This window comes from Streptomyces sp. NPDC043853, from assembly GCF_056436025.1.
Genome location: NZ_JBWKDJ010000005.1, coordinates 344,141 through 366,185, shown reverse-complemented (window position 1 = coordinate 366,185; position 22,045 = coordinate 344,141). Strand labels below are relative to the sequence as shown.

Sequence of the window (22,045 nt, the reverse complement as noted above, 5' to 3'; positions counted from 1 at the left end):
GGGTCGAGGGGCCGGGTTCGGGTCAGAGGCCCCGCAGGAAGTCCAGCAGGGCCCGGTTGAAGGCTTCCGGCTGCTCCACCCCGGGCAGGTGGCCGGCCCGCTCGATCACCGTCAGGCGGGAGCCGGGGACCAGGGCGTGCAGCGCCTCCGCCTCCGCGACCGGCGTGTACACGTCGTCGGCGCCGACCACCACCAGGCAGGGCACCCGGCAGGCGGCGAGCGCCGGCCGGTAGTCGGGCCGCAGTGCGCGCCCGCGCAGCGCGGCGGCCGCCCCCTGCGGATCGGTGCCGCGCATCAGGCCGTCCACCAGGGCGGCCGCCTCCGGTTTCGCCGTGACGTTATAGGGCGCGAGCATCTTGTCGATCACCTCGTCGGCGTACGGGCCCATGCCCTCGGCGATCAGGCGTTCGGCGGTCTCGCGGCGGAACTTCCTGCCCTCCTCGGTCTCCGGGACGGGCGAGGTGTCGGAGAGCACCAGGGCGCGCACCCGGGCCGGGTGGCTCCGCAGCACCTCCATGGCGATCTGCCCGCCCATCGACACGCCGCAGACGACCGCGCACCCGATGTCGAGGCGGTCGAGGACGGCGATCAGGTCGTCCGCGAACACCTCGAACGGGGTGACCCCGGGCACGACCCCGCTCTGCCCGTATCCCCGCAGGTCAGGGGCGATCACCCGGTATCCGGCGGCCGCCAGTGCGGCCGTCTGGGGGCGCCACAGGGTGCGGTCGAAGGGGTGTCCGTGAACCATCAGTACGGGCGGTCCGGCCTCCGGGCCGTGCTCCTCGAAAAAGAGTGTTGTGCCGTTCGCAGCAAGGGGGTTCATGGGATCAAGGTAAACGGATACATTGAGCCACTCGCGCGTTCACCTGACCGCCGATTCCCTTTCATCCCCGTTTTCCTCGGGGAGTGCTGTCAGGAGCGCAAGATGTTCCACCACCCATTCATTCGAAGGACCGAAGGCTCCGTGCCCGTACCCGTACTCCTCGCCGGCCGCACCACGCGGCTCGAGCCCCTCGCCCCCCACCACGCTGAGGCCCTGGCCCTCGCCGGGGCCGAGGATCGTACGACTTACGCCTTCACTCCGGTACCCCACGGTCTGGAGGCGGCCCATTCGTACATCAATCGTGCCCTCTCCGATCAGGCCGCGGGCCGATCGCTTCCGTTCGCCGTCGTCAGAGCCACTGACGGCGTGGTGGTCGGTTCGACCCGCTTCCTGGAACTCGACTACTGGCAGGGGCCGCTGGTGTGGCCTTCCGTGCCCGGAGTCCCCTACGGGGATCCGATGACGGCGGTGCCCGACGCCGCCGAGATCGGCAATACCTGGCTGGCGCCGGGTGCCCAGGGAACGGGCATCAACACCGAGGCGAAGCTGCTCATGCTCCGCCATGCCTTCGAAACCTGGGGCGTCCGGCGGATCTCGCTCCGCGCGGACGCCCGGAACACCCGGTCCCGGGCCGCCATGGAACGGCTCGGCTTCACCTCCGAAGGGGTCCGACGGGCCCATTCGCGGGGGCTCGACGGTGTCGTGCGCAGTACGGCCTTCTACTCGATCCTCGACGAGGAGTGGCCGGCCGTACGGTCGATCATCGAGCTGCGGCTCGCCGCCCGGGCCCCAGCCCGCCGGCGCCGCCGCAAGACGCTGGTTCCGGCGTAACGGTCCTGCACCCCGCCCCGGCGACCCCCTCCCGCCCCTCCCGGGCTTACGTCCCGGGCTCCCGTCCCGGCCTTCCCCCGCCTCAGCGCGGTCCCAGGAAGGCCGGGGCGAGCGCGGAGGACATCAGCCGGCGCGGGGCACCGCTCCCGTCGGCCGGCACGGCGTACAGGTCGGCGCCGAAGTCTCCGGGCAGGGCGTAGGAGACGCTGTCCGCACCCGTGCCCGCGCCCGCGCCCGCCTCCGTCCACACCACCTGGTCGTCCACGCTCCGGGTCTCGGCGAGGGGGGTCTCCCGGCCGGAGGCCAGGTCCAGCGCGTACAGCCGCCAGGGCGCCTCGGCGGGCAGGCCGGGCACGCGCTTCTTGAACACCAGGCGGGTGCCGTCGGGTGACAGGGAGGGGCATTCCACGTTCTCGCGGAGGACGGTGACCGTCCGGGCCGCGAGGTCGCCGCGGACCAGATGGGTGCGTCCCCCGGTGGCCAGGGTGGCGTAGAAGCCCCGCTCGTCGGGGGTGAAGGTGACCCCCCAGAAATTCACGTCGGCGGCCCGGTACTCCCGGCCGTCCTTGAGGACGGTGAAGTCCTCCAGCGAGGCGTCGAGCCGTCCGGTGCGCAGGTCGAGCACCGAGGTGCGGGTGGAGAAGTCCGTACCGGCGTACGAGTCCCCGCCGACGAACACCGTCCAGGCGGCCAGGTGCCCGCCGGGCGACACCCGGGCGCGGGTGGGCGGGCCGGCCAGCGGGTGGGCCGAGACCTCCTTCAGCGAGGCGTCGAGCACCACGGCCCGGGCGCCGGACTGGAGGCAGATGCCGGTCCCGGCGGCCGCGTGGAAGCGCAGGCAGTTGATCCCGGAGGCGGTACGCGGGCCGTCCGGCCGGTCCGCGGGGACGGTGGTGAGCTCGTCCCGGTGCGGCCCCCAGGCCATGTTCCGGAAGGCGATGCGCCGCTCACCGCCCGCGGCGAGCGTGACCCGGCCACGGGTGACGCTCGGCGCGCCGGCCTGGACGCGGTCCTTCTCCGCGGTCCGGTCCGCCGCACGCAGCACCGCGGCCCCGGCCAGTACGGCGAGCAGCGAGACGGCGGCGAACAGGACGAGCAACCGGCGGCGAGTCGTCATGGCGGGCAAGGTAAGCCCTGCGGCTGATCAAGAGAAGGAAAAGTACGGAACCCGTGCGGCGCTGTCCGCATCCTCCATCCGGAAACGCCCCACGGGCATCACCGGCACCAGGAGAGATCACCGCACATGTCGTACCCGCCGCACTCGCCCGAGCAGCACCAGCCGCCGCGCCGCAGGAACCGAGTCCGCGGGTGGGTGATCGCGGGTGTGTCGGTCGCCGCGCTGGGCCTGGCCGCCGCCTCCGTGATGACCCACTACGAGATCCCTCCGTTCACGGACAAGGGCGACCCGGTGTCCTTCGGGCAGCCCGGGGGCGGCAGCGGGGGCAGGGAGCAGCCGACGGACTCCAAGATGCTGATGCCGACCGGCCCGGCCGCCTCCTTCAAGAACACGATGACCCTCCCGGACGGCACGCACGTGGCCGTCACCGAGCTGGACGGGAAGAAGTCCGGCTTCAAGGGGAAGGTGTGGGTGTGGGCGCCCAAGGAGTACGGGGACCCGAAGTTCGCCCACAGCGGCTTCCCGGTGATGATCGCCCTGCCGGGCGGGGCCGGGTACCCGAAGAACTACTGGATGGGCACCGACCTGGGCCTGCAGAAGAGCATCGGCCAGTGGTACCAGGAGGGCAAGGGCAAGCCGTTCCTGCTGGCCATGCCGGTGCTGAACCCGGCCCCGGACGACAAGGGCATCTACTGGGACGGCTCCGACATACCCGGCCAGCCGAAGATGGGCACCTGGCTGACCGAGGACGTCCCGGACCTGATGCGGGCGAACTTCCGGACGGTCAAGTCCCGCGACGGCTGGGCCTTCATGGGCTCCTCCACCGGCGGCTTCGCGGGGCTGAAGGCGGTGCTGAAGCACCCCGACAAGTTCAAGGCGGTGATCGCCTCCGGCCCGGACATCGTCCCCGACTCCCCGCTGTGGAAGGGCCACGACAAGGAGAGGGCGGAGAACAGCCCGGAACTGCTGGCGCAGCGGCTGATCCAGAGCAAGGGCCCGGACGTCTACCTCGCCTTCCAGGTGGGCACCGACGAGAGCAACAAGAAGACCCTGCCGGACGTGAAGAAGTTCATCGCCACCTACGGCAAGGGGCCCGTCCACACGGACCTGAACGTCATCCAGGGCGGCAAGCACAACGCGAAGACCTACGTCCCGGCGATGGGGCAGCAGGCGATCGAGTTCATCAGCAAGGTCATGGAAGGACCGGTGCCGGCGCCGTAGCCCCGCCGTCGCCTTCGGCGCCACCGGCGCCACCGGTCTCCCCGGTGCCCTCCGCCGCGTCCTCGGGCTCACCGAAACGTCTGGGCGGGCCCGACCCGTCCCAGGCCGGCCAGCCGGGGCTGCCGGTGGCGGCGAAGGACACCCAGGCGGAGTGCATCTCGTCGGCGAGGGACTGCGGGGTGTCCCGGCCGGCCAGCCAGGAGGACTCCGGCACGCCGAGGGTGTCGAACACGAAGCCGAGCTCCAGGGCGTGGCAGGCACCCATGCCGGGCAGCCCGGACGGCCAGGCGAACTCGTAGACGTGGGCGGGGGTGCCGGCCGGCCGGGTGGCGGCGAGCCTGCGCAGCGGGTCGCGCAGCAGCCGGTCGGTGAGCAGCTGGCCGAAGACGTCCGCGGGGCCCGCGCCGGGAAGGGCGGTGCGCAGGGCACGTACCGCCGTCCGGTCCTTCCCGGCCATGGTCCGGCCCAGGACCACGGCGAGCGGCCCGAGCCGGTCCAGCAGCCGCAGCGTCCCGGTCGGGGCGAGCCACAGCCGGTACTCCTCGGCGGTCCAGCCCAGCAGCAGCGGTACGCCGGCGGAGGCGCCGCCCCCGGCCAGCGCGTCGAGGGGGTGGTCGGGGATCGTGTCCGGGTCGGTCACCAGGCCGAAGGCGGGGCCGCCGAGCAGCGCGTTGGAACGCTTGAGTTCGGCGCCCTGCGCGGCCAGCAGGGCGGCGGGGTCCACGTGGGCGAACGCGGCGGCGGTGGCGGGCACCTTCAGCCGTGCGGCCATCCGGCGGACCATGGTCCGCACCCGGTCCCGGGGCAGTACCTCCGGCGCGCCGCTCTGCAGCACCGCCTGTGCGAACAGTCCGGCGGCGCGCGGCGCGGCCAGCAGCGAGCCGATGCTGATGGCTCCGGCCGACTCGCCGAAGACGGTGACCCGGGCGGGGTCGCCGCCGAAGGCCGCGATGTTGTCCCGGACCCATTCCAGGGCGGCGATCTGGTCGAGCAGTCCCCGGTTGGGCGGGGCGTCGGGGAACAGGCCGTAGCCGAGGACCCCGAGCCGGTAGTTGACCGAGACCAGGACCACCCCGTCGCGGGCGAAGGCGGCGCCGTCGTAGACGGGGCAGGCGGCCGAGCCCCGGGTGAGGGCCCCGCCGTGGATCCACACCATGACGGGCAGCAGGGCCGCCGGCGCCGGGTCGGGGGTCCACACGTTGAGGTTGAGGCAGTCCTCGCCGGGCACGTCCGGATCGGGCAGCAGGTCGGCGAACGGCTCCGGGTACGGCACCTTGGGCGCGGTCGGCCCGTAGGCGGTGGCCTCGCGAACGCCGTCCCAGGGCGCGGGGGGTACGGGGGCGGCGAACGCGAGCGGGCCGACGGGCGGGGCGGCGTACGGGATGCCGCGGAAGGCGGCGACCGGCCGCCCGGAGCGGGCCTCGGGCTCGAAGCGGCCGGCGACCGTGCCGTACCGGGTCTTCACGTGCACCGTCCCCTTGCCGTGCACGTGGCCATGGCCGTTGCCATGGCCGCTGCTGTGCCCGGTTTCGCGCCCGTTCGCCATGGTGGTCCTCCAGCCTGCCCCGCCGGTCGGTCACGGGGAGATCCATCCTCCCTCACGTGGGCGGCTTCACCGGGTAGGTGGACGGACCGTGACCACTCGGCGCCGCCCGCGTTGTACGCCATGTCAATCGCCGCAGTGCTGCGGCACCCCACATGTGTCGAGGAGATTTTGATGTCGCGTATCGCGAAGGCAGCCGCCCTCACCGCTTTCACCGGCTCCGTGCTGGCCGCCGGTGCCGGTATGGCCGTCGCCGATGCCGGAGCGAACGGTGTGGCCGCCGAGTCCCCCGGCGTCCTGTCGGGCAACCTGGTCCAGGTCCCGGTGCACGTCCCGATCTGCGCCAGCGGCAACACCGTCAACGTGATCGCCCTGCTGAACCCGGCCTTCGGCAACACCTGCGTGAACGCTTCCGGCGGCAACGGCGGGCACACCGCCGGCTACGGCCACTGAGCGACCTTCCGGAGGGGCCCCCGCCGTCGGCGGGGGCCCCTCCCCTGTGTCCCGGTGTTCCCCGGCCTCGTTGCGTCCACGCTCCTCGCTCTAACCCTCGTAGCGGTAGAGGCCCTGGTGGCTGAGCATGTCCCTCGGCGTGATGTTCCACGGCGGCATGGGCTCGTCCAGGGCGATGACCCGGCCGTGCTGGAGGTCGGTGAGCTCCAGGGGGCGGGCCGGCAGGTAGCCGGAGCGGGGGTGCGCGCGCTGCCAGCGGTCCCAGAGCAGGTCCACGAAGGAGTGGTGCAGCCAGAACACCGGGTCGTTGGGAGCGGCCCCGCCGGTCATGTGCCCGCCGATCCACTGGTGGACCTTGTTGTGGTTGCGCCACTTCTCGCTGCGGGGCGCCGCCCAGCCCTCCAGCTTGTTGCGGAAGCCGCCGTCGCGGGCGGTGGAGTTCCACGGGTCGGTGTCGTAGACCGGGTCGTCGAGCGCCCACTGGAGTTCCTCGGCCGTGGGCAGGGTGATCGGGTTGCCGGGCCGGCCGAGGTTGCGGGTGAGGAAGCGGCCCTCGGTGACCCCGACGGTGATGTTCCAGTTCCCCCGGTCGTGGGCGAAGGGGCCGGTCATCACCTTCCGGTCGGACTCCCGGCCGGTGCCGCCCATGAAGTCCTCGGCCCACAGGCCGCCGACCGGGCTGCGGTCGGTGGTCCAGTCCCAGTACGGGATGGCGATGCCGGGGTCGAGCTCGCGCAGTTTGGCCTCGAAGTCGAGCAGGTACCGGCGGTGCCAGGGGAAGAACGACGGGGACATGTGGCCGACCCGGAGCTTGCTGTCCCGGTCGGGCACGAAGTAGCGGTCGTGGGTCCGGACGAATGCGTCGTACGTGCCGTTGCGCTTGAGTTCCAGGAGGGCCGCCACGAACCGCTTCTTCTGCGCGGAGGTGAGGTTCCTCTGGTTCTGCCGGGTGTACAAGCGGGTCCCTCCGTTCAGGCGTGGTGCAGGGCGGGCACGGCCGAGAGCCGGCCGGTGCCGAGTTCGTCGACGGCGGCCCGGGCGAGCTCCAGGGGCGTGGCGAAGGACTCGAAGTGGTTGACCGCGCTCAGGTAGCTGCCGTCCGCGCGGCGCATCACGTGCAGGGTGCGGCCGTCGATCCGGACGCCGGCGTGGTCGACGGCGATGTGCCGGCCCCGGTACGTCTCCTCGGTGACCGGGACGACGCCCTCGGCGGGGGCGGTGACGGGGCGGGGCCGGCGGGCCCGGAGCAGCGGGGAGAGGGCCGCTCCGGTGCCGGCGAGGACGGTCGCGGTGAACGCGGTGCGCAGCACCGCGCGGCGGGTGAACAGGCTGGCTCTCATACCGGAGTTAACGCGGTGCGGCGGCCTAGGTCACCCGGGCCGGTTCATCTCGGGTGCTTGAAGAAGAGGGTGGTGGGGCGGAGGTTCCCGTCCGGGTCGGTGGCGTAGTCGGGAATGGTGCCGGCCTCGGTCCAGCCGGCCTTGCGGTAGACCGCTTCGGCGCCGCTGCCGGTCTCGGTGTCGAGGAAGAGCAGGACGACGCCGGCCCGGGCGGCGGCCGCCTCGGCCACGGCGAGCAGGGCCCGCGCGGTGCCGCGGCCGCGGGCCGCGGGGTGGACCATCAGTTTGCGCAGTTCGGCGCGGTGCCGGCCGTTGGGCTTGGTCTCGCGGTACCAGCTGACGGTGCCGTCGATGGGGCCGGGGCCGCCGGCGCCCTCGGTACGGGACACCCAGAGTGCGAGCGCCCCGTCCGCGAGGGCGGGCTCCAGCGACTCCCACCAGTCGGCGGCGCCCGCGTGGTCGAGGCCGGTGAGGAAGCCGAGGGAGGCGCCGCCGCCGACCACGGCGAGGAGCAGCTCGGCGAGTTCGGCGCGGTGGGCACGCAGTCCGGCTGCGTCCAGCGGGGTGATCGTGACCGTCGTCATCCGGCCAGGGTAGGGATCACCCGGGGCGGACGGACGGGCGGGGTGGGACGGCCCGCGTCCGGATGACCGGCGCCCGGCTGCGGCGGCCGTGCGCCGTGCGATTGCGGGAGCGCCCGTGGCGTGGAACCGTTCCAGCATGACCGAAGGCACGATGCCGTACATCCCCTCCGCGCGGGTCACCGTGCTGGGGCTGCAGGACGGCGACCCGCCCTTCCGCATCGTCGAGGTCGACGGGGAGGTCGTCGGGTTCGCCAAGTCCATGACGGACGTGATCATGATCGCCGCGGATGCCGGCGTGACGATCCACGACCTGGACGATCCGGAAGCCGTCCGCTGGGTGGGCGGGGGCAAGTTCCGCTGGCACCGCTAGCGGTGCGCTCCCCTGCCCCGCCGCCCGCACCACCGCCCCGGTGGCGCCGGGCCGTTCACCGGCGCCCTCCTGGGCCGGGGCATGAGCCGGGACGAGTTCGAGGAACTCGTCCGCGACCGGTGCTGGGCCGGCGGCGCGGGTTTGCGAGACGGGACGGGGCGCGGCCCGGCCGGCGGGCCGGGCCAGCGGTCAGCGGTCAGCGGTCAGCGGTCAGCGGGTCAGCGGGTCGGGGCGGCGGGAGGCGGGTGAGGGCGGCGACCCGGGTGCGGTGGTGGGCGGCCGACCCGAAGGCCGAGGCGTTCGCCTTGGCCCGCTTGAGGTAGACGTGCGCCGGGTGTTCCCAGGTCATGCCGATGCCGCCGTGCAGCTGGACGCATTCCTCCGCCGCGCGCACGGCGACGCCCGAGCAGTAAGCCTGGGCCACCGAGACGAGCAGCGGCGCGTCCGGGGCGTCCGTGGCGAGGGCGTCCGCCGCGGCACGGGCCGCCGCGCGGGCCGAGGCGGTCTCCAGCCAGAGCGCGGCCAGCCGGTGCTTGAGCGCCTGGAAGGAGCCGACCGGGCGGTTGAACTGGTGCCGGGTGCGGAGGTACGCCACGGTCTCGGTCAGGCACCAGTCGGCGAGCCCGAGCTGTTCGGAGGCCAGCAGGCCCGCCCCGGCGAGCAGGCCCCGCTCGACCGCCGCGCGGGCGGTGTCCGGGCCGGCCAGCCGGATGCCGGCACCCTCCTGCGGGGTGACGGTGGCGAGCGGGCGGGTCAGGTCCAGTGGCACCCGTGGGGAGAGGGTGACGGCCTCGGCGGGCACCGCGTAGAGGCCGGTGCCGGAGCGGACCAGGAAGGTGTCGGCGGCGACCGCGTCCGCGACCGCCGCGACGGTGCCGCCGGCGGGTGGGATCCCGTCGGGACCGCCCGGGCCCAGGGTGAGCGGCAGTGCCGCCACGCACACGCCGCTCCCCTCGGCCAGCCGGGCGAGCAGGCCCGCCGCCTCCGCCGATTCCGGCGCGCAGGCCAGTAGCATCTCGGTGGCCACGACGGCGCTGGTCAGGTAGGGGGCGGGGGTGGCGGCCCGGCCGAGTTCCTCCAGGACCACGGCCGCCTCGCGGTGGCCGGCGCCCTGTCCGCCGAGCTTCTCCGGGACGAGCAGTCCGGCGGCGCCGATGTCGGCGGCGAGGGTCTGCCAGAGCCCGTCGTCGTACGGGCGCGGGTTCTCCAGCCGGGCCACGACGGCCGCCGGGCCGCCGCGGTCGGCGAGCAGCGACCGTACCGCCGAACGGAGTTCTTCCTCGGCGTCCGTGTAGAGCAGATCGGTCATCGGGCCAGGTCCTTCCAGGGGAGGTCCTTGTCGTCGCGGGGTTCGGCGGGCAGGCCGAGGACGCGTTCGGCGACGATGTTGAGGAGGACCTCGCTGGTGCCCCCTTCGATCGAGTTGCCCTTGGCCCGCAGGTAGCGGTATCCGGCGTCGCGGCCGGTGAAGTCGACCAGTTCGGGCCGCCGCATGGTCCAGTCCTCGTACAGCAGCCCGTCCTCGGCGAGGAGTTCGACCTCCAGGCCGCTGATCTCCTGGTTGAGCCGGGCGAAGGCGAGCTTCATGCCGGAGCCCTCGGGGCCGGGCGCTCCGGCGGCCAGCTGCTGGCGGAGGCGTTCGGCGGTCAGGCGGGCCACCTCGGCCTCCACCCACAGGGTGAGCAGCCGGTCGTGCAGGGCGTGGGTGCGGAGTTCCGGGCGGTCGCGCCAGACCTCGGCGACCCGGGAGATCATGCCGCCCTCGCGGGGCAGCCGCATGCCGCCGATGGAGACGCGTTCGTTCATCAGGGTGGTCCGGGCGACCTCCCAGCCCTGGCCGACGGCGCCGAGCCGGTGGGCGTCGGGGATGCGGACACCGGTGAGGAACACCTCGTTGAACTCGGCCTCGCCGGTGATCTGGCGGAGCGGCCGGACCTCGACCCCGGGGGCGGTCATATCGCACAGGAAGTAGGTGATGCCCCGGTGCTTGGGCGCGTCGGGGTCGGTGCGGGCGATCAGGATGGCCCAGCGGGCGGTGTGCGCGCTGGAGGTCCACACCTTCTGGCCGTCGACCACCCAACCGTCACCGTCACGGACGGCGCGGGTGCCGAGGGCGGCGAGGTCCGATCCGGCGCCCGGCTCGCTGAACAGCTGGCACCAGACCTCCTCCCCCAGCCACAGCGGGCGCAGGAACCGGCGCTTCTGCTCCTCCGTGCCGTAGGCGAGGAGGGTCGGCGCGGCCATGCCGAGGCCGATGCCGATGCGGCGCGGGTCGTTGTCGGGGGCTCCCGCGGCTTCGAGTGCGGCGTCGACGACGGCCTGGAGGGCGCGGGGGGCGGCCAGGCCGCCGAGTCCCACGGGGTAGTGGACCCAGGCCAGTCCGGCGTCGAAGCGGGCCCGCAGGAACTCCTCCCGGCCGGTGTCGGCGGGCGGGTGGGCGGCGAGGAACTCGCGGGTGCGGGCGGCCAGTCCGGCCGCGGTGAGGGGCTGTGCCATCAGGAGTCTCCCCCGTCCGGTACGACGACCAGGCGGCCGGTGGTGGTGCCGTCCGCCACCCGCTGCACGGCGTCGGCGGCACCGGTGAGCGGGACGCGCTCGCTGACCAGGGGGGCGACGGCGCCTTCGGCGGCGAGCCGGGTGAGTTCGGTGTGGCAGGCGAGGATCGCGGCCGGGTCCTTGGCGGCGTACAGGCCCCAGTGCAGGCCGACGATCGAGTAGTTCTTGATCAGAGCGTGGTTGAGGGCGGGGGTGGGAATGCCGCCGCTCGCGAACCCGACGACCAGGATCCGGCCCTCGAAGGCCACGCACTTGGCGGAGGCGGTGTAGGCGTCCCCGCCCACCGGGTCGTAGACCACGTCGGCGCCGCGCCCGCCGGTGAACTCCTTCACCCGCGCCGCCACGTCCTCGGTCGTGCGGTCGATCACGAGGTCGCAGCCGAGTGCCTCGGCGATGACGGCCTTGCCCTTGCCCCCGACCACGCCGATGACGGTGGCTCCGGCGGCCTTGCCGAGCTGGACGGCGGCGCTGCCGACCCCGCCGGCGGCGGCGTGCACCAGGAGGGTCTCGCCCGGCTGGAGGCGGGCCCGCCGGTGCAGGCCGAACCAGCCGGTCTGGTAGCCGATGTGCAGGGCGGCGGCCTGGCCGTCGTCGAGCGCCTCCGGGGCGGGGAGCAGCGCGGCCGCCGGCGCGGTGACGTACTCCGCGAAACCGCCGTACGGCAGGGAGGGGTTGGCGATGACCCGGCGGCCGTCCTCGGTCTCGCCGCAGATCTCGACCCCGGGGGTGAAGGGCAGCGGCGGGCGGATCTGGTACTGGCCGCGGCAGAGCAGCGCGTCGGGGAAGTTGACGTTGGCCGCGCGGACCCGGAGTCTCACCTCGCCGTCGCGGGGTTCCGGCTCCGGGACCTCGTCGAGCCGCATGACCTCGCGGGGCTCGCCGTGGGTGTGTACTCGCCATGCCTGCATCCGGGGCCTCCAGCCGCGGTCGACCGTGCTTGGCGGCATACTAAGCGGTCGCTTGCACCCGTGGGAACCGTACGGACGCACCGGGGCAGTTCCGGCCGTCTCTGACGGTCTGTGCGGTTCCGGGCCCACCGCGCCACAAGGCTGAGGCGGGGGACGGGGGTTGACGGGCCGGGCGGTCGGGCGGCGGTCCGGACCTGGGCTTCCGCGCCGCCCGGGCTGGCGGCCGGGCGGTGGGCTGGATAGTCTCCCGGCCCGATGGGTCGGGTCGTACGGGGGATGGGGAATGACGATGGGCGCTGCCCTGCAGGCAGGGGACCCGCGGCGGGTGGGGCGATATCAGATCGTCTCCCGTCTCGGTGCGGGTGGCATGGGCCGGGTGTACCTCGGCCGGTCCCCGGGCGGGCGGGCCCTGGCGGTGAAGGTCGTACGGCCGGATCTGGCGGATGAGGACGGCTTCCGGCGCCGGTTCGCACGGGAGGTGGGCGCCGCCCGGAAGGTGAACGGCGTCTTCACCGCCGCCGTGGTGGACGCCGATCCGGACGGGAACCCGCCCTGGCTGGCCACCGCGTACGTCCCCGGCATGTCCCTGGACGATGCCGTGACCGCGCACGGGCCCTGGGCAGCGGACTCGGTGCTCGCACTGGGGGCGGGGCTGGCCGAGGCGCTGGAGGCGATCCACCGGGTCGGCGTGGTGCACCGGGACCTGAAGCCGTCGAACGTCATGCTGTCGGCGGACGGGCCGCGCGTGATCGACTTCGGGATCTCGGTGGCCACCGCCACCGACGTCACCGCAACCGATGCCGGCAAGCTGACCACGACCGGGGCCATCATCGGGACCCTGGGGTTCATGGCTCCCGAGCAGGCGACCGGAGGCCCGGTCGGGCCGGCCGCCGACGTCTTCTCGCTGGGCGTGATCCTGGCCTGGACGGCGACCGGCGAAGGCCCCTTCGGGTCGGGCCCGGCCTTCGCGGTGGCCTACCGTGCCGTGCACGACGAACCCGACCTCGCACGCCTGCCCTCCGGGCTGCGCGACGTGGTGCGGCGCTGCCTGGCCAAGGAGCCGGAACGGCGGCCCGGCGTGACGGAACTGCTGGAGCTGCTGACCGCGGCGCGCGGCGACCGCCCCGCCCAGCTCTCGGTCCCCGAACAGTGGCTGCCGGCTCCGGTCGCCCGCGCCGTACGGGGCACGACCGCGCCGGTGGGCCCGGAGTCCACGTTCGTGGACCCGTCTCAGGCACCCGTGCCGGTACGGGAGCCGGACCACCGTTCCGAAGCCCCGCCCGGAGCCGGTGGCGGTGCGGGAGCCGGTACGGGAGCCGGTACGGGAGGCATCCCGAACGACCGTGCGATGGCCGGCCGGGACGCCCGTGAGCAAGCCGTCCGGGACGGCAGTACGGGCGACCGGATGACGGCCGGTCCCGGCTCCGCCGGGTCGGCCTGGCCGCGCCGGGCCGCGATCGCGGTCAGCGCCGTGCTGTCCACCGCGGCCCTCACCGTCTCGGCCGTGCTCTACGTCGACTCCCAGAAGGAGGACCGGGGCACCGGGTCCACGGCAGGCGGGGGGACGGTCCAACCGTCCGCGACCGGCACGCCCGGCACGACGTCGAGCCCGACGCCCTCGCCGCCATCCGGGGGCGACCTGCCCAAGGTGCCGGTGACCTTCGTCCTGGGGGGTTACGTCCGCGACGATCCGTCCAAGGCACACAACCCCATCGGCACCTTCGAGGCCGGCCGTGGGCACGTCTACTGCCGCGTCCGGGGCGAAAACATCAACGGCCTGGGAAGCATCTGGAACTCCTGGTGGCTGCTGACGGACATGGGCCCGAACAGCAGTCGGGCATGGGTGTCCGCCTATTACCTCAACGGCGACGAAGAGGCCGAGGCAGCGGACGGCTCCGACATCCCCAACTGCCCTCCCAAGGCCCTGAAAAGCCCCACCACCGGCCGCTGAACAACCGTGCACGAGCAGGGCGCACGGCCACGCCCATGGCCATCCGCGCCCGTGCGCGCTATCGATGCCCGCATGACCGACACGGCACATCCGAACGACGGAAGCGACGGAAACACCAGGGGCGACGGGCTGCCGGGCCTGCCCGCCCCTCCCCCGCCGGGGACCGCCGCTCTCCCGGCCGGCACCTACGCCGGGCAGCTGGTGCTGGTGACCGGCGGCGGCACGGGGCTCGGCCTGGCCGTGGCCGCCGAGTTCGCCCGCCTGGGCGCGGACCTGCTGATCGCCAGCCGCAACGAGAAGCACCTCCTCGCCGCCCGGGAGGAGCTGGCCGCCGTACCGGGCGCGGGCCGGGTGACGGTCGCGGTGTGCGACATCCGGGACCCGGAGCGGGTGGCGGAGGTGTTCGACGAGGCCGAGGCGGCGGCCGGGCGGCTGCCCGACGTGCTGGTGAACAACGCGGCGGCCAACTTCCCCTGCCCGGCGGAGGACCTCTCCCCCAACGGCTGGCGCGCGGTCGTCGACATCACGCTCACCGGCACCTGGTTCATGACCCGGGAGTTCGGCCGGCGCCACCTGGCCGCGGGAACCCCCGGCTCGATCGTCAGTGTCGGCGCCTCCTACGCGTGGACCGGCGGTCCCGGCTTCGCCGCGTCCGCGGCGGCCAAGGCGGGGGTGAAGAACCTGGTGGAGACCCTCGCCGTGGAGTGGGGCCCGTACGGCATCAGGATCAACGGGCTGGTACCGGGCCTCTTCCCGCACGAGGACATGACGGAGGCGATCCGGGACGGGCTGGAGCGGGCCGGGCAGGCAGCGGCGGCGGACCGCCGGCAGCCCGCGCTGCGGGCGGGTCTGCCGCGTGAACTCGGCTGGGCGGCCACCTTCCTGGCCTCCCCGTACGCCCGTTTCATCACCGGCCACACCCTGGTGGTGGACGGCGCGAACTGGCAGCGCCGGGCCGTGGTGAACCCGCAGGTGGTGCCGGTCCGCACCCAGCTGGGGCGGGAGCCGTTCAGGCGCTGACCCGGCGGCGGGCCAGCTGCGGGTAGTCGACCACCAAGCCGTCCGCGTCGAACTCGACGTCCGCGGAGAAGTCCCCTGAGGCGTAGCGGACGAGGGCACCGCCGCCCCCGGTGGCACGGAGGTGGGTGTACGCCTGCCGGGACGACCGGACGGCCAGGTCGGGCACGGACACCCAGGCCATCAGGAACGTGTGCTCGCCGGGCGCCCGGAGCAGGCCGTGCCGGAGCACGGGCATGGTGTTGGTGAGCGGGCACAGGCCGAGGTCGCAGTCGAGGGCGCCCTCCAGGTCGGGGCGCGGGCGGCCGTCCGCGGTCCAGTGCCCGGCCGTCGAGCGGCGCAGGTCCAGCTCCCGGACCCGGTAGGCGTCCTCGACGCGCACGGTGAGGTGCCGGGTGTGCAGCTCCTCGTCGGTCTCCAGCGCGTACGACAGCCAGTACGGCTGCGGCTCGGTGCCCACGGCCCGGCCGCGGGCCCGCAGGCCGGCGGGCGCGGGCGGCGCCCCGCCGAGCTCGACCCAGGCGGTCTCCAGCCCGCCGCTCGCCGTCACGTCCCAGGTCACGACATGGTGTTCGGTCACCGGACCAAGGTACCCGCCGTACGGGCCGTCCTCCGGGAGGCGGCCGGGCCGGACCGGGGATCGGCGGGGCGCACCCGGGCGGCCCGCGATCGGCCGTCCGGGAGGCCGCGGTCAGGGCCGGGTGGCACGGTTCTAGCGGCCCTCGAAGCGGGGTGGGCGGCGGGCGGCTTTCGCCGTGTAGCCCTCGCGGCAGTCCTCCGAGGTGAGGGTGAGCGCCGCGGTCATCGCCACCCGGTCCAGGGCGGCGGGCAGGGCGGCGTCCGCGAAGGAGTCCACCGAGCGTTTGATGCCCTGGACGGCGAGCGGGGCGTTCGCCGCGATCCCGGCCGCGAGCTCGCGGGCGGTGGCGTCGAGGGCCGCCCGGTCCACCACCTGCTGTACGAGGTTGAGCCGCTCCGCCGTACGGGCGTCGATCCGGCGGCCGGTCAGGGCGAGGTACTTCGCCCAGCCGGCGCCGGCCTCGCGGGCGATGCGCAGGTCACCGCCGGCGTCGACCGCGACGCCGAGCCCCGCCTCGGGCAGGGCGAACACGGCGTCCTCGGCGGCCACCCGGATGTCGGCCATCAGCGCGAGTTCGAAGCCGAAGCCGAGGCAATAGCCCTGGACTGCGGCGACGACGGGCTGTGGGAGCCGGCTGAGGACGGTGAAGCGTTCGTGCACCCAGCGGATGCCCTCGTAATAGGCGCGGGTGCGGGCGGCGGGCGAGTCGCCGGTGATGCCGCCGCCGGGGGCGGTGACATCGATGCCCGCGCAGAAGGCGCGGCCCTCCGCGCGGAGCAGGACCGCCCGGACGGTGTCGTCGAACCGGATGCGATCGGCCAGCAGGCCCAGTTGCCTGGTGGACTCCCAGCTCCAGCCGTTGAGCTTGTCCGGGCGGCAGAGGGTGAGGACGGCGAGGCCGTCGCCGACGTCGAGGCGGATCCGCTCCTCACCCTCGGCGATCTCCGTGGACAGGGTGTCGATCACCGGGTCGTCCCTCCCGCAGCCTGACCCCACAGCACAACTGACGGTCCATCAGATCGGATCGTCGGGGTCAGGTTACGGGGCACGGATCAGCGCGGGAAGACCTCGAACGTCACCGCGGGACGGCCGCCGAAGCGGGCCGCCGCCTGCTGGGCGTTGCCCGTGAGGAACGTCCGGCAGTACTCCTCGGGGTCCTGGTCCGTCAGCACCTCGATATAGGCCTTGTGCTCCATCAGGGACTTGACCGACCGCTCCAGGCCGGGTCCGGCGTCGGCGGCGTGGGTGGGCGTGCTGGAGCCGGCGACCGCCACCCACCGCACCCCGTTCCACGGCTCCAGGCCCTGCTCGGAGATGAGTTCGGGGAAGATCCAGCGGTTTCCGGCGTCGCCGGCCGCGTCGAGGACGGCCCGGCCGACGGCCTTGTGGTCGGGGGTGTTCCAGTACCCGCCGGGGCCGGGGCCCCAGACGTCCCCGTGGTTCAGGGTGATCACCAGTTCGGGGCGGTGCCGGCGGATGGCCGCCGCGATGTCCCGGCGCAGGCCGAGGCCGTACTCGACGACACCGTCCCGGTGGTCCAGGAACTCCACCTCGGACACGCCGACCACGGCGGCGCTCGCCCGCTGCTCCGCCTCGCGCAGCGGCCCGCACTGCTCCGGGGCGATGGTGTCGATGCCGGCCTCGCCACGGGTGGCGAGGACGTAGACCACCTCGCGGCCGCCGTCGGTCCAGTCCGCGATGGCCGCCGCGCAGCCGTATTCGAGGTCGTCGGGGTGGGCGACCACGGCCAGCGCGCGCTGCCAGTCGGTGGGCATCGGCTCCAACTGGGCGGGCCGTCCGCCCCGTCCGTCCTGTCCGTCCTGTCCGGCGGGCCCGTTCTGATCAGTTTGCTCGGTCATGATCCGCACCATAGGCCACCCGTGCGAGGGTGGGGCGGTGGAGAGACGCGGATGTGTCACGGCGCTGCCGGACTCGACCGGGTTCTTCCTCAAGAGCCCCCGGGACGCCTTCCCCGGGGGTGACCGTTCTCCGTACGCGGTCAGACTTCGCCGTGGAGGAGGGCCAGGAGGCGGTCCAGGACGCGGGTGCCGCCCGCACGGACGCCGTCGTGCTCGAACTCGTCCGTGATCCAGGTGCGCAGGCCGCGAACGGCCCGGGCGGTCTCCAGGGAGTGGGCCGTGTCGACGTACAGGTCGTCGTGGTAGACGGCCGCGGCCACCGGGACCTCGTTGGCGGCCAGCCGGGCCGGGTCGTACAGCGGGGTCCAGCCGGTGCGGGCGGCGAGGATCTCGGCGGTCTCGCGGAGCGGTTCGAGCGCCGGGTCGGTGGTGAAGTGCCAGGGGTGGACGGTCTCGCCGGTGAACAGGACCGGCTCGTCCCCGGCGAGCGCCTTGGCGGCGTCGAAGCGCGGGTACCCGACGCGGACCCGTTCGGCGGCCCAGCCGGTGGGCGCGGCCGGGTCCTGGGCGTAGATGGCCTCGTGGACGAGGGCGTAGAGCGGGTGCCCGGCGAAGGAGAGGCGCTCGCGGACGCCCTCCAGGAAGGCGTCGGAGAGGGCGGTGCCGGCGGGGGTGCGGACGAAGGCGTTCTCCAGCAGGTAGTGCAGCTGGTGGCTGCCGTCGCCGCTGCCGAGGAGGATGCCGAGGGACTGGAACGCCTCGACGGTGAGCCGGTGGCCGCCGGGCAGGGTGGCGGGCTGCTCGGCGAGGTGGGCGGCGATCCGGCGGACGCGCTCGACGTCCATCGGGTAGCGGTCGTAGTGGGCGAGGTTCTTGCGCTCCATGCGCGGGTACGCGGCCGCGTACACCTCGTCGGCGGAGGCGGTGAGGGAGGGCAGGCCGCCGGTGATCAGTGCGCCGCTCAGGCCCTCGGGAGCGGTGGACAGGTAGTGGGTGGTGCAGAAGCCGCCGAAGCTCTGGCCGAGCACGGTCCAGGGGGCGCCGCCGGTGAGGGCGGGGCGGATCGCCTCGCAGTCGCGGACGATGGAGTCGGCGCGGAAACGGGCGAGGTACTCCGCCTGACGGTCGGCGGTGCCGCGGAGCGGCAGGGTCTGGCGGTTGGCGGGGGTGGAGCGGCCGGTGCCGCGCTGGTCGAGCAGGAGCACCCGGTAGTCGCGCAGGGCGCGCTCCAGCCAGGCCTGGCGGCCCGTGAACCGGCGGGCGCCGAAGCCGGGGCCGCCTTCGAGGTAGATCAGCCAGGGGAGGTCCGCCGGGTCCTTGCCGGTGGCGACGGCCTCGCGGGCGTACAGCTCGATTTGTTCGCCGGCCGGGTCGTCGTGGTCCAGGGGGACCGTGAAGTGGTGGTCGGTGAGGACGACGCCCGGCTGGCGGTAGGTGGTGGTCACGCGGTTCCCTGAGATCGGTCCGGGCGCGCGGTGGCGCGGTCCGGCTGCGGCTGCCCGCCGGGGTGCGGTCCGGCCGGAGCATTGCGGCGCCCCGTGGCCCGGCCGAGTCTAACCACGCCCTCGCCTGGGCTCCGGCCCTGGTCCGGGCGCTTTTCCCGGAGGCCGGCCGCCCGGACCTCCTCGTCGGCTACCCGGCCGACCCGCTGCGTCGTCCGTCCGGAGCCCGGCGCCGCCGATGGCGCGATCGCCCCCCTGCACCCGCCGAACGGGTGCTCTCCGTAGCGGTGCCGGAGGGCCGTGGCGGCCCCGCTGACCGGCACGGTGTTGTGCTGGCCGTATGGCACTTTCCCTGAAGGTCGTTCGTGGGTCGCTGCGCAGACGGCTCGTATCCGTGGTCGCCGTGTGTGCGATCGCTCTGCCGCTGGCGGGGACGTCAACCCCTGCTGCCGCGCAGGGGGTCGCCCAGATCTTTCCGGCTTCCATCGGATTCGAGGACGTGGTGGTCGGCGCGCGGAGCTCGCCGCGCGCCGTTCAGCTCGGCAACACCGGCGACATGCCGCTGCACGTCGGCCAGATCACGCTGCCCGACGCATTCGAGGTACCCGAGGACTCCTGTTCGAACTCGACCGTCGATCCCGGCGACAGCTGCGTCGTCAACGTCGTCTTCCGCCCCTCATCGGCCGGGAGTCACTCGGGGACGCTCACCCTGCCCCACGACGGGCAAGGCTCGCAGGCCGTCAGCCTCTCGGGTTTCGCCTTCGAGGACGAGGTCGAGCTCGCCGCGTTCGTCATCGTTCCGGAGACCGTGGCGCCCGGCCAGACGTACGAGTACCAGGTGTTCATCCCCAACACCGGGCTTGCCACGGCCCGTGACGTCCGCATCACCATCGGCCGGACCGTCATGCGCGTCGTTCAGGGCCGACCGCGGCCGCCCGCGGTGCCGCTGGAACAGGTGGAGGCGGAGGCCGGTGCCATGACCCGGTTCGCGACGTTCCCGCCCAACGACAGCCGGACGATCAGGGTGCGGGTCACCGCCCCGGACCGGCCGAGTCTGATCACCACGACGGCGACCGTCACCGCCGCGAACCAGGCCGTTCCCTACACCGACACCCGGACCACCCGGGTCGTTCGTTAGGGCTGTTCGGGGCCGGCCCGGGGGCACGGCCATGGGCGTCCGCATCCGTGTCGGGCCCGCCTCGGCGGGTACGGACGCCCGCGTCACGTCCGTTCGTGTCAGAAGGTGACGACCGAGCGGAGCACTTCGCCGCGTTCCATCCGGGCGAAAGCCGCTTCGACGCCGTCCAGGGGGATCGTCTCGGAGACGAACGCGTCCAGGTCGAGCCGGCCCTGCAGGTAGAGGTCGATCAGCAGGGGGAAGTCGCGTTCCGGGAGGCAGTCCCCGTACCAGGAGGACTTCAGCGCGCCGCCGCGCCCGAAGACGTCGAGCAGGGGGAGGTTCAGGCGCATGTCCGGGGTGGGGACGCCGACGAGCACGACCGTGCCGGCCAGGTCGCGGGCGTAGAAGGCCTGCTCGTACGTCTCCGGGCGGCCCACCGCCTCGATGACCACGTCCGCGCCGTTGCCGCCGGTCAGGGACTGGATGGCCTTGACCACGTCCTCCTTCGCCCCGTTGACCGTGTGCGTGGCGCCCAGGCCCTTCGCCCACTCCAGCTTGCGGTCGTCGAGGTCGACCGCGATGATCCGCGCGGCCCCCGCCAGCCTGGCCCCGGCCACCGCCGCGTTGCCCACTCCGCCGCAGCCGATGACGGCCACCGAGTCGCCCCGGCCGACGTTCCCGGTGTTGATCGCCGCGCCGAGGCCCGCCATCACACCGCAGCCCAGCAGACCGGCCGCGGCCGGCGAGGCGGCCGGGTCGACCTTGGTGCACTGGCCGGCCGCGACGAGGGTCTTCTCGGCGAAGGCTCCGATGCCCAGGGCCGGCGAGAGCCGGGTGCCGTCCTCCAGCGTCATCGGCTGGGAGGCGTTGTGCGTGGCGAAGCAGTACCAGGGCCGCCCGCGCCGACAGGCCCGGCAGCTGCCGCACACGGCACGCCAGTTGAGGACGACGAAGTCACCGGGGGCGACCGAGGTGACGTCGGGGCCGACCGCCTCGACCACCCCGGCGGCCTCGTGGCCGAGCAGGAACGGGAACTCGTCGTTGATCCCGCCCTCCCGGTAGTGGAGGTCGGTGTGGCAGACGCCGCACGCCTGGACCTTCACGAGCGCCTCGCCCGGCCCGGGGTCGGGCACCAGGACCGTGGCGATCTCCACCGGTGCGCCCTTGCCCCGCGCGATGACTCCTCGTACCTGCTGCGTCACGTCGTACCCCGCTCTTCGTCTGCCGTGGACCGTGCCGGACCTACGCACGTTACTCCGGGCGGAGTTCCCGCGGTACGGCATCGCGCAGCGCGGCGGCGAACGCCGCCACTGCCGGGTGCGCGGCGGCGCCGCGGCGGAAGGCGATGCGGGTACGGCGCTGCATGCGCAGCCGGGTGAGGCGGACGGCGGGGCCCGCCTCGCCGGGGACGCCGAGCTGCGGGACCACGGAGACGCCCTGGCCGGCCGCGACCAGCGCGAGGGCGGTGGCGAAGTCGTCGACCTGATGGCGGATCCGCGGGGTGAACCCGGCCGCCTGGCAGGCCCGCACGGTCATGGCGTGGCACATGGTGCCGCTGGTGGCGGTGATCCAGGGTTCGTGCCGGGCGGCGCGCAGCACCGCCGTCTGGATGTCCGTGGCCGTGACTGTGTCCGTGCCCGCGGCCGTGCCCGTGCCCGTTTCCGTATCCGTATCCGTTGCGGATGCCGGCGAGGGGCCGTGTGTCGCCGGGCCGGCCGGGTCGGCCGCCGATGGTGTGGCCAGGTACATCGCCTCGGCGCAGAGCGGCTCGGTGGCCAGGCCCGGCTCCGCGGGAGCCGGGACGAAGTCGTAGACGTGGACCAGGGCCACGTCCAGGTCGCCGGCCCGCAGGGCGTGGCCGACCGCGGCCGGGTCGGTCTCGGAGACCATCGGCTCCAGCCCCGGGTGCCGACGGGCCAGGGAAACCAGTGCGGCGGGGACGATGGCCCGGGTGGCGGTGGCGAAGGCGCCGACCCGCAGGACACCCGCCAGGCCGCTGCGGGCCTCGGCGAGGTCGGCCTCGGCCCGTTCCAGCCGTTCCAGGACGGCTTCGGCGTGCCGGACCAGGTTCTCCCCCGCCGGCGTGAGCCGGACGCGTCGGCCGGTGCGCTCCAGCAGCGGCAGGCCGGCCTCCCGTTCGAGGACGGAGAGCTGCTGGGACACCGCCGAAGGACTGAAGGAGAGGGCCTCGGCGACGGCCGCGATGGTGCCGCGGCGGGCGAGTTCGCGCAGCAGGCGCAGACGGCGTACATCGAGCATCGGTTCAGCTTATGCGTGGAGTAAGGAATGTGAACTGGATTTGACGGTCGGGTGCCTTCAGGCTCGTGGCC

At 73.9% G+C, this 22,045-nt stretch carries 22 protein-coding genes; 7 read left to right on the top strand and 15 right to left on the bottom strand.

Features of this window, described 5'->3' with window-relative positions; genetic code table 11:
• Positions 1-22: 22 nt before the first annotated feature.
• Positions 23-823 carry an alpha/beta fold hydrolase gene (locus AC067U_RS16635; protein ID WP_478830405.1) on the bottom strand — a complete coding sequence of 267 codons (801 nt, stop codon included), beginning with the start codon at positions 821-823 and terminating at the stop codon, positions 23-25.
• Between the two features lie 141 nt (positions 824-964).
• On the opposite strand from AC067U_RS16635, the gene AC067U_RS16630 reads away from it, so the two are divergent.
• Positions 965-1,654 (top strand): GNAT family N-acetyltransferase, encoded by a 690-nt coding sequence (locus AC067U_RS16630; RefSeq protein WP_478830404.1) that lies wholly within the window; start codon positions 965-967, stop codon positions 1,652-1,654.
• An 82-nt stretch (positions 1,655-1,736) separates the two neighbouring features.
• Here the strand turns inward: AC067U_RS16630 and AC067U_RS16625 are convergent, their stop codons facing one another.
• Complete coding sequence (locus tag AC067U_RS16625) at positions 1,737-2,771, bottom strand: TolB family protein (protein WP_478830403.1); 1,035 nt, start codon at positions 2,769-2,771, stop codon at positions 1,737-1,739.
• 126 nt (positions 2,772-2,897) lie between these two features.
• Between AC067U_RS16625 and AC067U_RS16620 the strand changes: the two genes are divergently transcribed.
• A complete protein-coding gene (locus AC067U_RS16620; RefSeq protein WP_478830402.1) occupies positions 2,898-3,992 on the top strand; it encodes an alpha/beta hydrolase in 1,095 nt (364 codons plus the stop codon).
• Here the strand turns inward: AC067U_RS16620 and AC067U_RS16615 are convergent.
• A complete protein-coding gene (locus tag AC067U_RS16615) occupies positions 3,964-5,538 on the bottom strand; it encodes a carboxylesterase/lipase family protein (RefSeq protein WP_478830401.1) in 1,575 nt (524 codons plus the stop codon). The genes AC067U_RS16620 and AC067U_RS16615 overlap by 29 nt on opposite strands.
• Positions 5,539-5,709: 171 nt before the next feature.
• Here AC067U_RS16615 and AC067U_RS16610 point away from each other — a divergent pair, with 171 nt between their 5' ends.
• Entirely contained in the window at positions 5,710-5,988 is a 279-nt protein-coding gene (locus AC067U_RS16610; protein ID WP_478830400.1) for a chaplin, read from the top strand.
• A 90-nt stretch (positions 5,989-6,078) separates the two neighbouring features.
• On the opposite strand, the gene AC067U_RS16605 is transcribed toward AC067U_RS16610, so the two are convergent.
• From AC067U_RS16605 to AC067U_RS16595, 3 genes are read right to left on the bottom strand one after another with little or no spacing between them, the layout of a single operon-like run.
• A complete protein-coding gene (locus AC067U_RS16605; protein WP_478830399.1) occupies positions 6,079-6,945 on the bottom strand; it encodes a tyrosinase family protein in 867 nt (288 codons plus the stop codon).
• 14 nt (positions 6,946-6,959) lie between these two features.
• Positions 6,960-7,328, bottom strand: coding sequence for a tyrosinase family oxidase copper chaperone (locus AC067U_RS16600; RefSeq protein ID WP_478830398.1), 369 nt, complete (start codon positions 7,326-7,328; stop codon positions 6,960-6,962).
• 44 nt (positions 7,329-7,372) lie between these two features.
• A complete protein-coding gene (locus AC067U_RS16595) occupies positions 7,373-7,912 on the bottom strand; it encodes a GNAT family N-acetyltransferase (RefSeq protein ID WP_478830397.1) in 540 nt (179 codons plus the stop codon).
• A 136-nt stretch (positions 7,913-8,048) separates the two neighbouring features.
• On the opposite strand from AC067U_RS16595, the gene AC067U_RS16590 reads away from it, so the two are divergent.
• Positions 8,049-8,282, top strand: a complete 234-nt coding sequence (locus AC067U_RS16590; RefSeq protein ID WP_478830396.1) for a hypothetical protein — start codon at positions 8,049-8,051, stop codon at positions 8,280-8,282.
• A gap of 196 nt (positions 8,283-8,478) precedes the next feature.
• On the opposite strand, the gene AC067U_RS16585 is transcribed toward AC067U_RS16590, so the two are convergent.
• Genes AC067U_RS16585 through AC067U_RS16575 form a run of 3 tightly spaced genes read right to left on the bottom strand, consistent with a single transcriptional unit; the run spans position 8,479 to position 11,746 of the window.
• Positions 8,479-9,591: an acyl-CoA dehydrogenase family protein gene (locus AC067U_RS16585; RefSeq protein ID WP_478830395.1), complete on the bottom strand. Its 1,113-nt coding sequence runs from the start codon at positions 9,589-9,591 to the stop codon at positions 8,479-8,481.
• A complete protein-coding gene (locus AC067U_RS16580; RefSeq protein WP_478830394.1) occupies positions 9,588-10,778 on the bottom strand; it encodes an acyl-CoA dehydrogenase family protein in 1,191 nt (396 codons plus the stop codon). Before AC067U_RS16580 ends, AC067U_RS16585 begins: the two co-directional genes overlap by 4 nt.
• On the bottom strand, positions 10,778-11,746 hold the full coding sequence (locus tag AC067U_RS16575; RefSeq protein ID WP_478830393.1) for an NADPH:quinone oxidoreductase family protein: 969 nt from the start codon (positions 11,744-11,746) through the stop codon (positions 10,778-10,780). Before AC067U_RS16575 ends, AC067U_RS16580 begins: the two co-directional genes overlap by 1 nt.
• 283 nt (positions 11,747-12,029) lie before the next feature.
• Here AC067U_RS16575 and AC067U_RS16570 point away from each other — a divergent pair, with 283 nt between their 5' ends.
• Both AC067U_RS16570 and AC067U_RS16565 read left to right on the top strand, forming a co-directional pair.
• The gene (locus AC067U_RS16570) at positions 12,030-13,697 is read left to right on the top strand and encodes a serine/threonine-protein kinase (protein WP_478830392.1); all 1,668 of its coding nucleotides are present in this window, start codon (positions 12,030-12,032) and stop codon (positions 13,695-13,697) included.
• Between the two features lie 72 nt (positions 13,698-13,769).
• Complete coding sequence (locus AC067U_RS16565; RefSeq protein ID WP_478830391.1) at positions 13,770-14,717, top strand: SDR family oxidoreductase; 948 nt, start codon at positions 13,770-13,772, stop codon at positions 14,715-14,717.
• Here the strand turns inward: AC067U_RS16565 and AC067U_RS16560 are convergent.
• From AC067U_RS16560 to AC067U_RS16545, 4 genes are all read right to left on the bottom strand, one after another.
• A complete protein-coding gene (locus AC067U_RS16560; RefSeq protein WP_478830390.1) occupies positions 14,707-15,294 on the bottom strand; it encodes a putative glycolipid-binding domain-containing protein in 588 nt (195 codons plus the stop codon). The two genes, AC067U_RS16565 and AC067U_RS16560, sit on opposite strands and share 11 nt — an antisense overlap.
• 132 nt (positions 15,295-15,426) lie before the next feature.
• Positions 15,427-16,260, bottom strand: coding sequence for an enoyl-CoA hydratase/isomerase family protein (locus tag AC067U_RS16555; RefSeq protein WP_478830389.1), 834 nt, complete (start codon positions 16,258-16,260; stop codon positions 15,427-15,429).
• An 86-nt stretch (positions 16,261-16,346) separates the two neighbouring features.
• Positions 16,347-17,069 (bottom strand): PIG-L deacetylase family protein, encoded by a 723-nt coding sequence (locus AC067U_RS16550; protein WP_478830602.1) that lies wholly within the window; start codon positions 17,067-17,069, stop codon positions 16,347-16,349.
• Positions 17,070-17,293: 224 nt separating this feature from the next.
• A complete protein-coding gene (locus AC067U_RS16545) occupies positions 17,294-18,598 on the bottom strand; it encodes an alpha/beta fold hydrolase (RefSeq protein ID WP_478830388.1) in 1,305 nt (434 codons plus the stop codon).
• A 337-nt stretch (positions 18,599-18,935) separates the two neighbouring features.
• Between AC067U_RS16545 and AC067U_RS16540 the strand changes: the two genes are divergently transcribed.
• A complete protein-coding gene (locus AC067U_RS16540; RefSeq protein WP_478830387.1) occupies positions 18,936-19,733 on the top strand; it encodes a choice-of-anchor D domain-containing protein in 798 nt (265 codons plus the stop codon).
• A 98-nt stretch (positions 19,734-19,831) separates the two neighbouring features.
• Here the strand turns inward: AC067U_RS16540 and AC067U_RS16535 are convergent, their stop codons facing one another.
• Positions 19,832-20,917 (bottom strand): S-(hydroxymethyl)mycothiol dehydrogenase, encoded by a 1,086-nt coding sequence (locus tag AC067U_RS16535; protein ID WP_478830386.1) that lies wholly within the window; start codon positions 20,915-20,917, stop codon positions 19,832-19,834.
• Positions 20,918-20,966: 49 nt separating this feature from the next.
• A complete protein-coding gene (locus tag AC067U_RS16530) occupies positions 20,967-21,974 on the bottom strand; it encodes a LysR substrate-binding domain-containing protein (RefSeq protein WP_478830385.1) in 1,008 nt (335 codons plus the stop codon).
• Positions 21,975-22,045 lie beyond the last annotated feature (71 nt).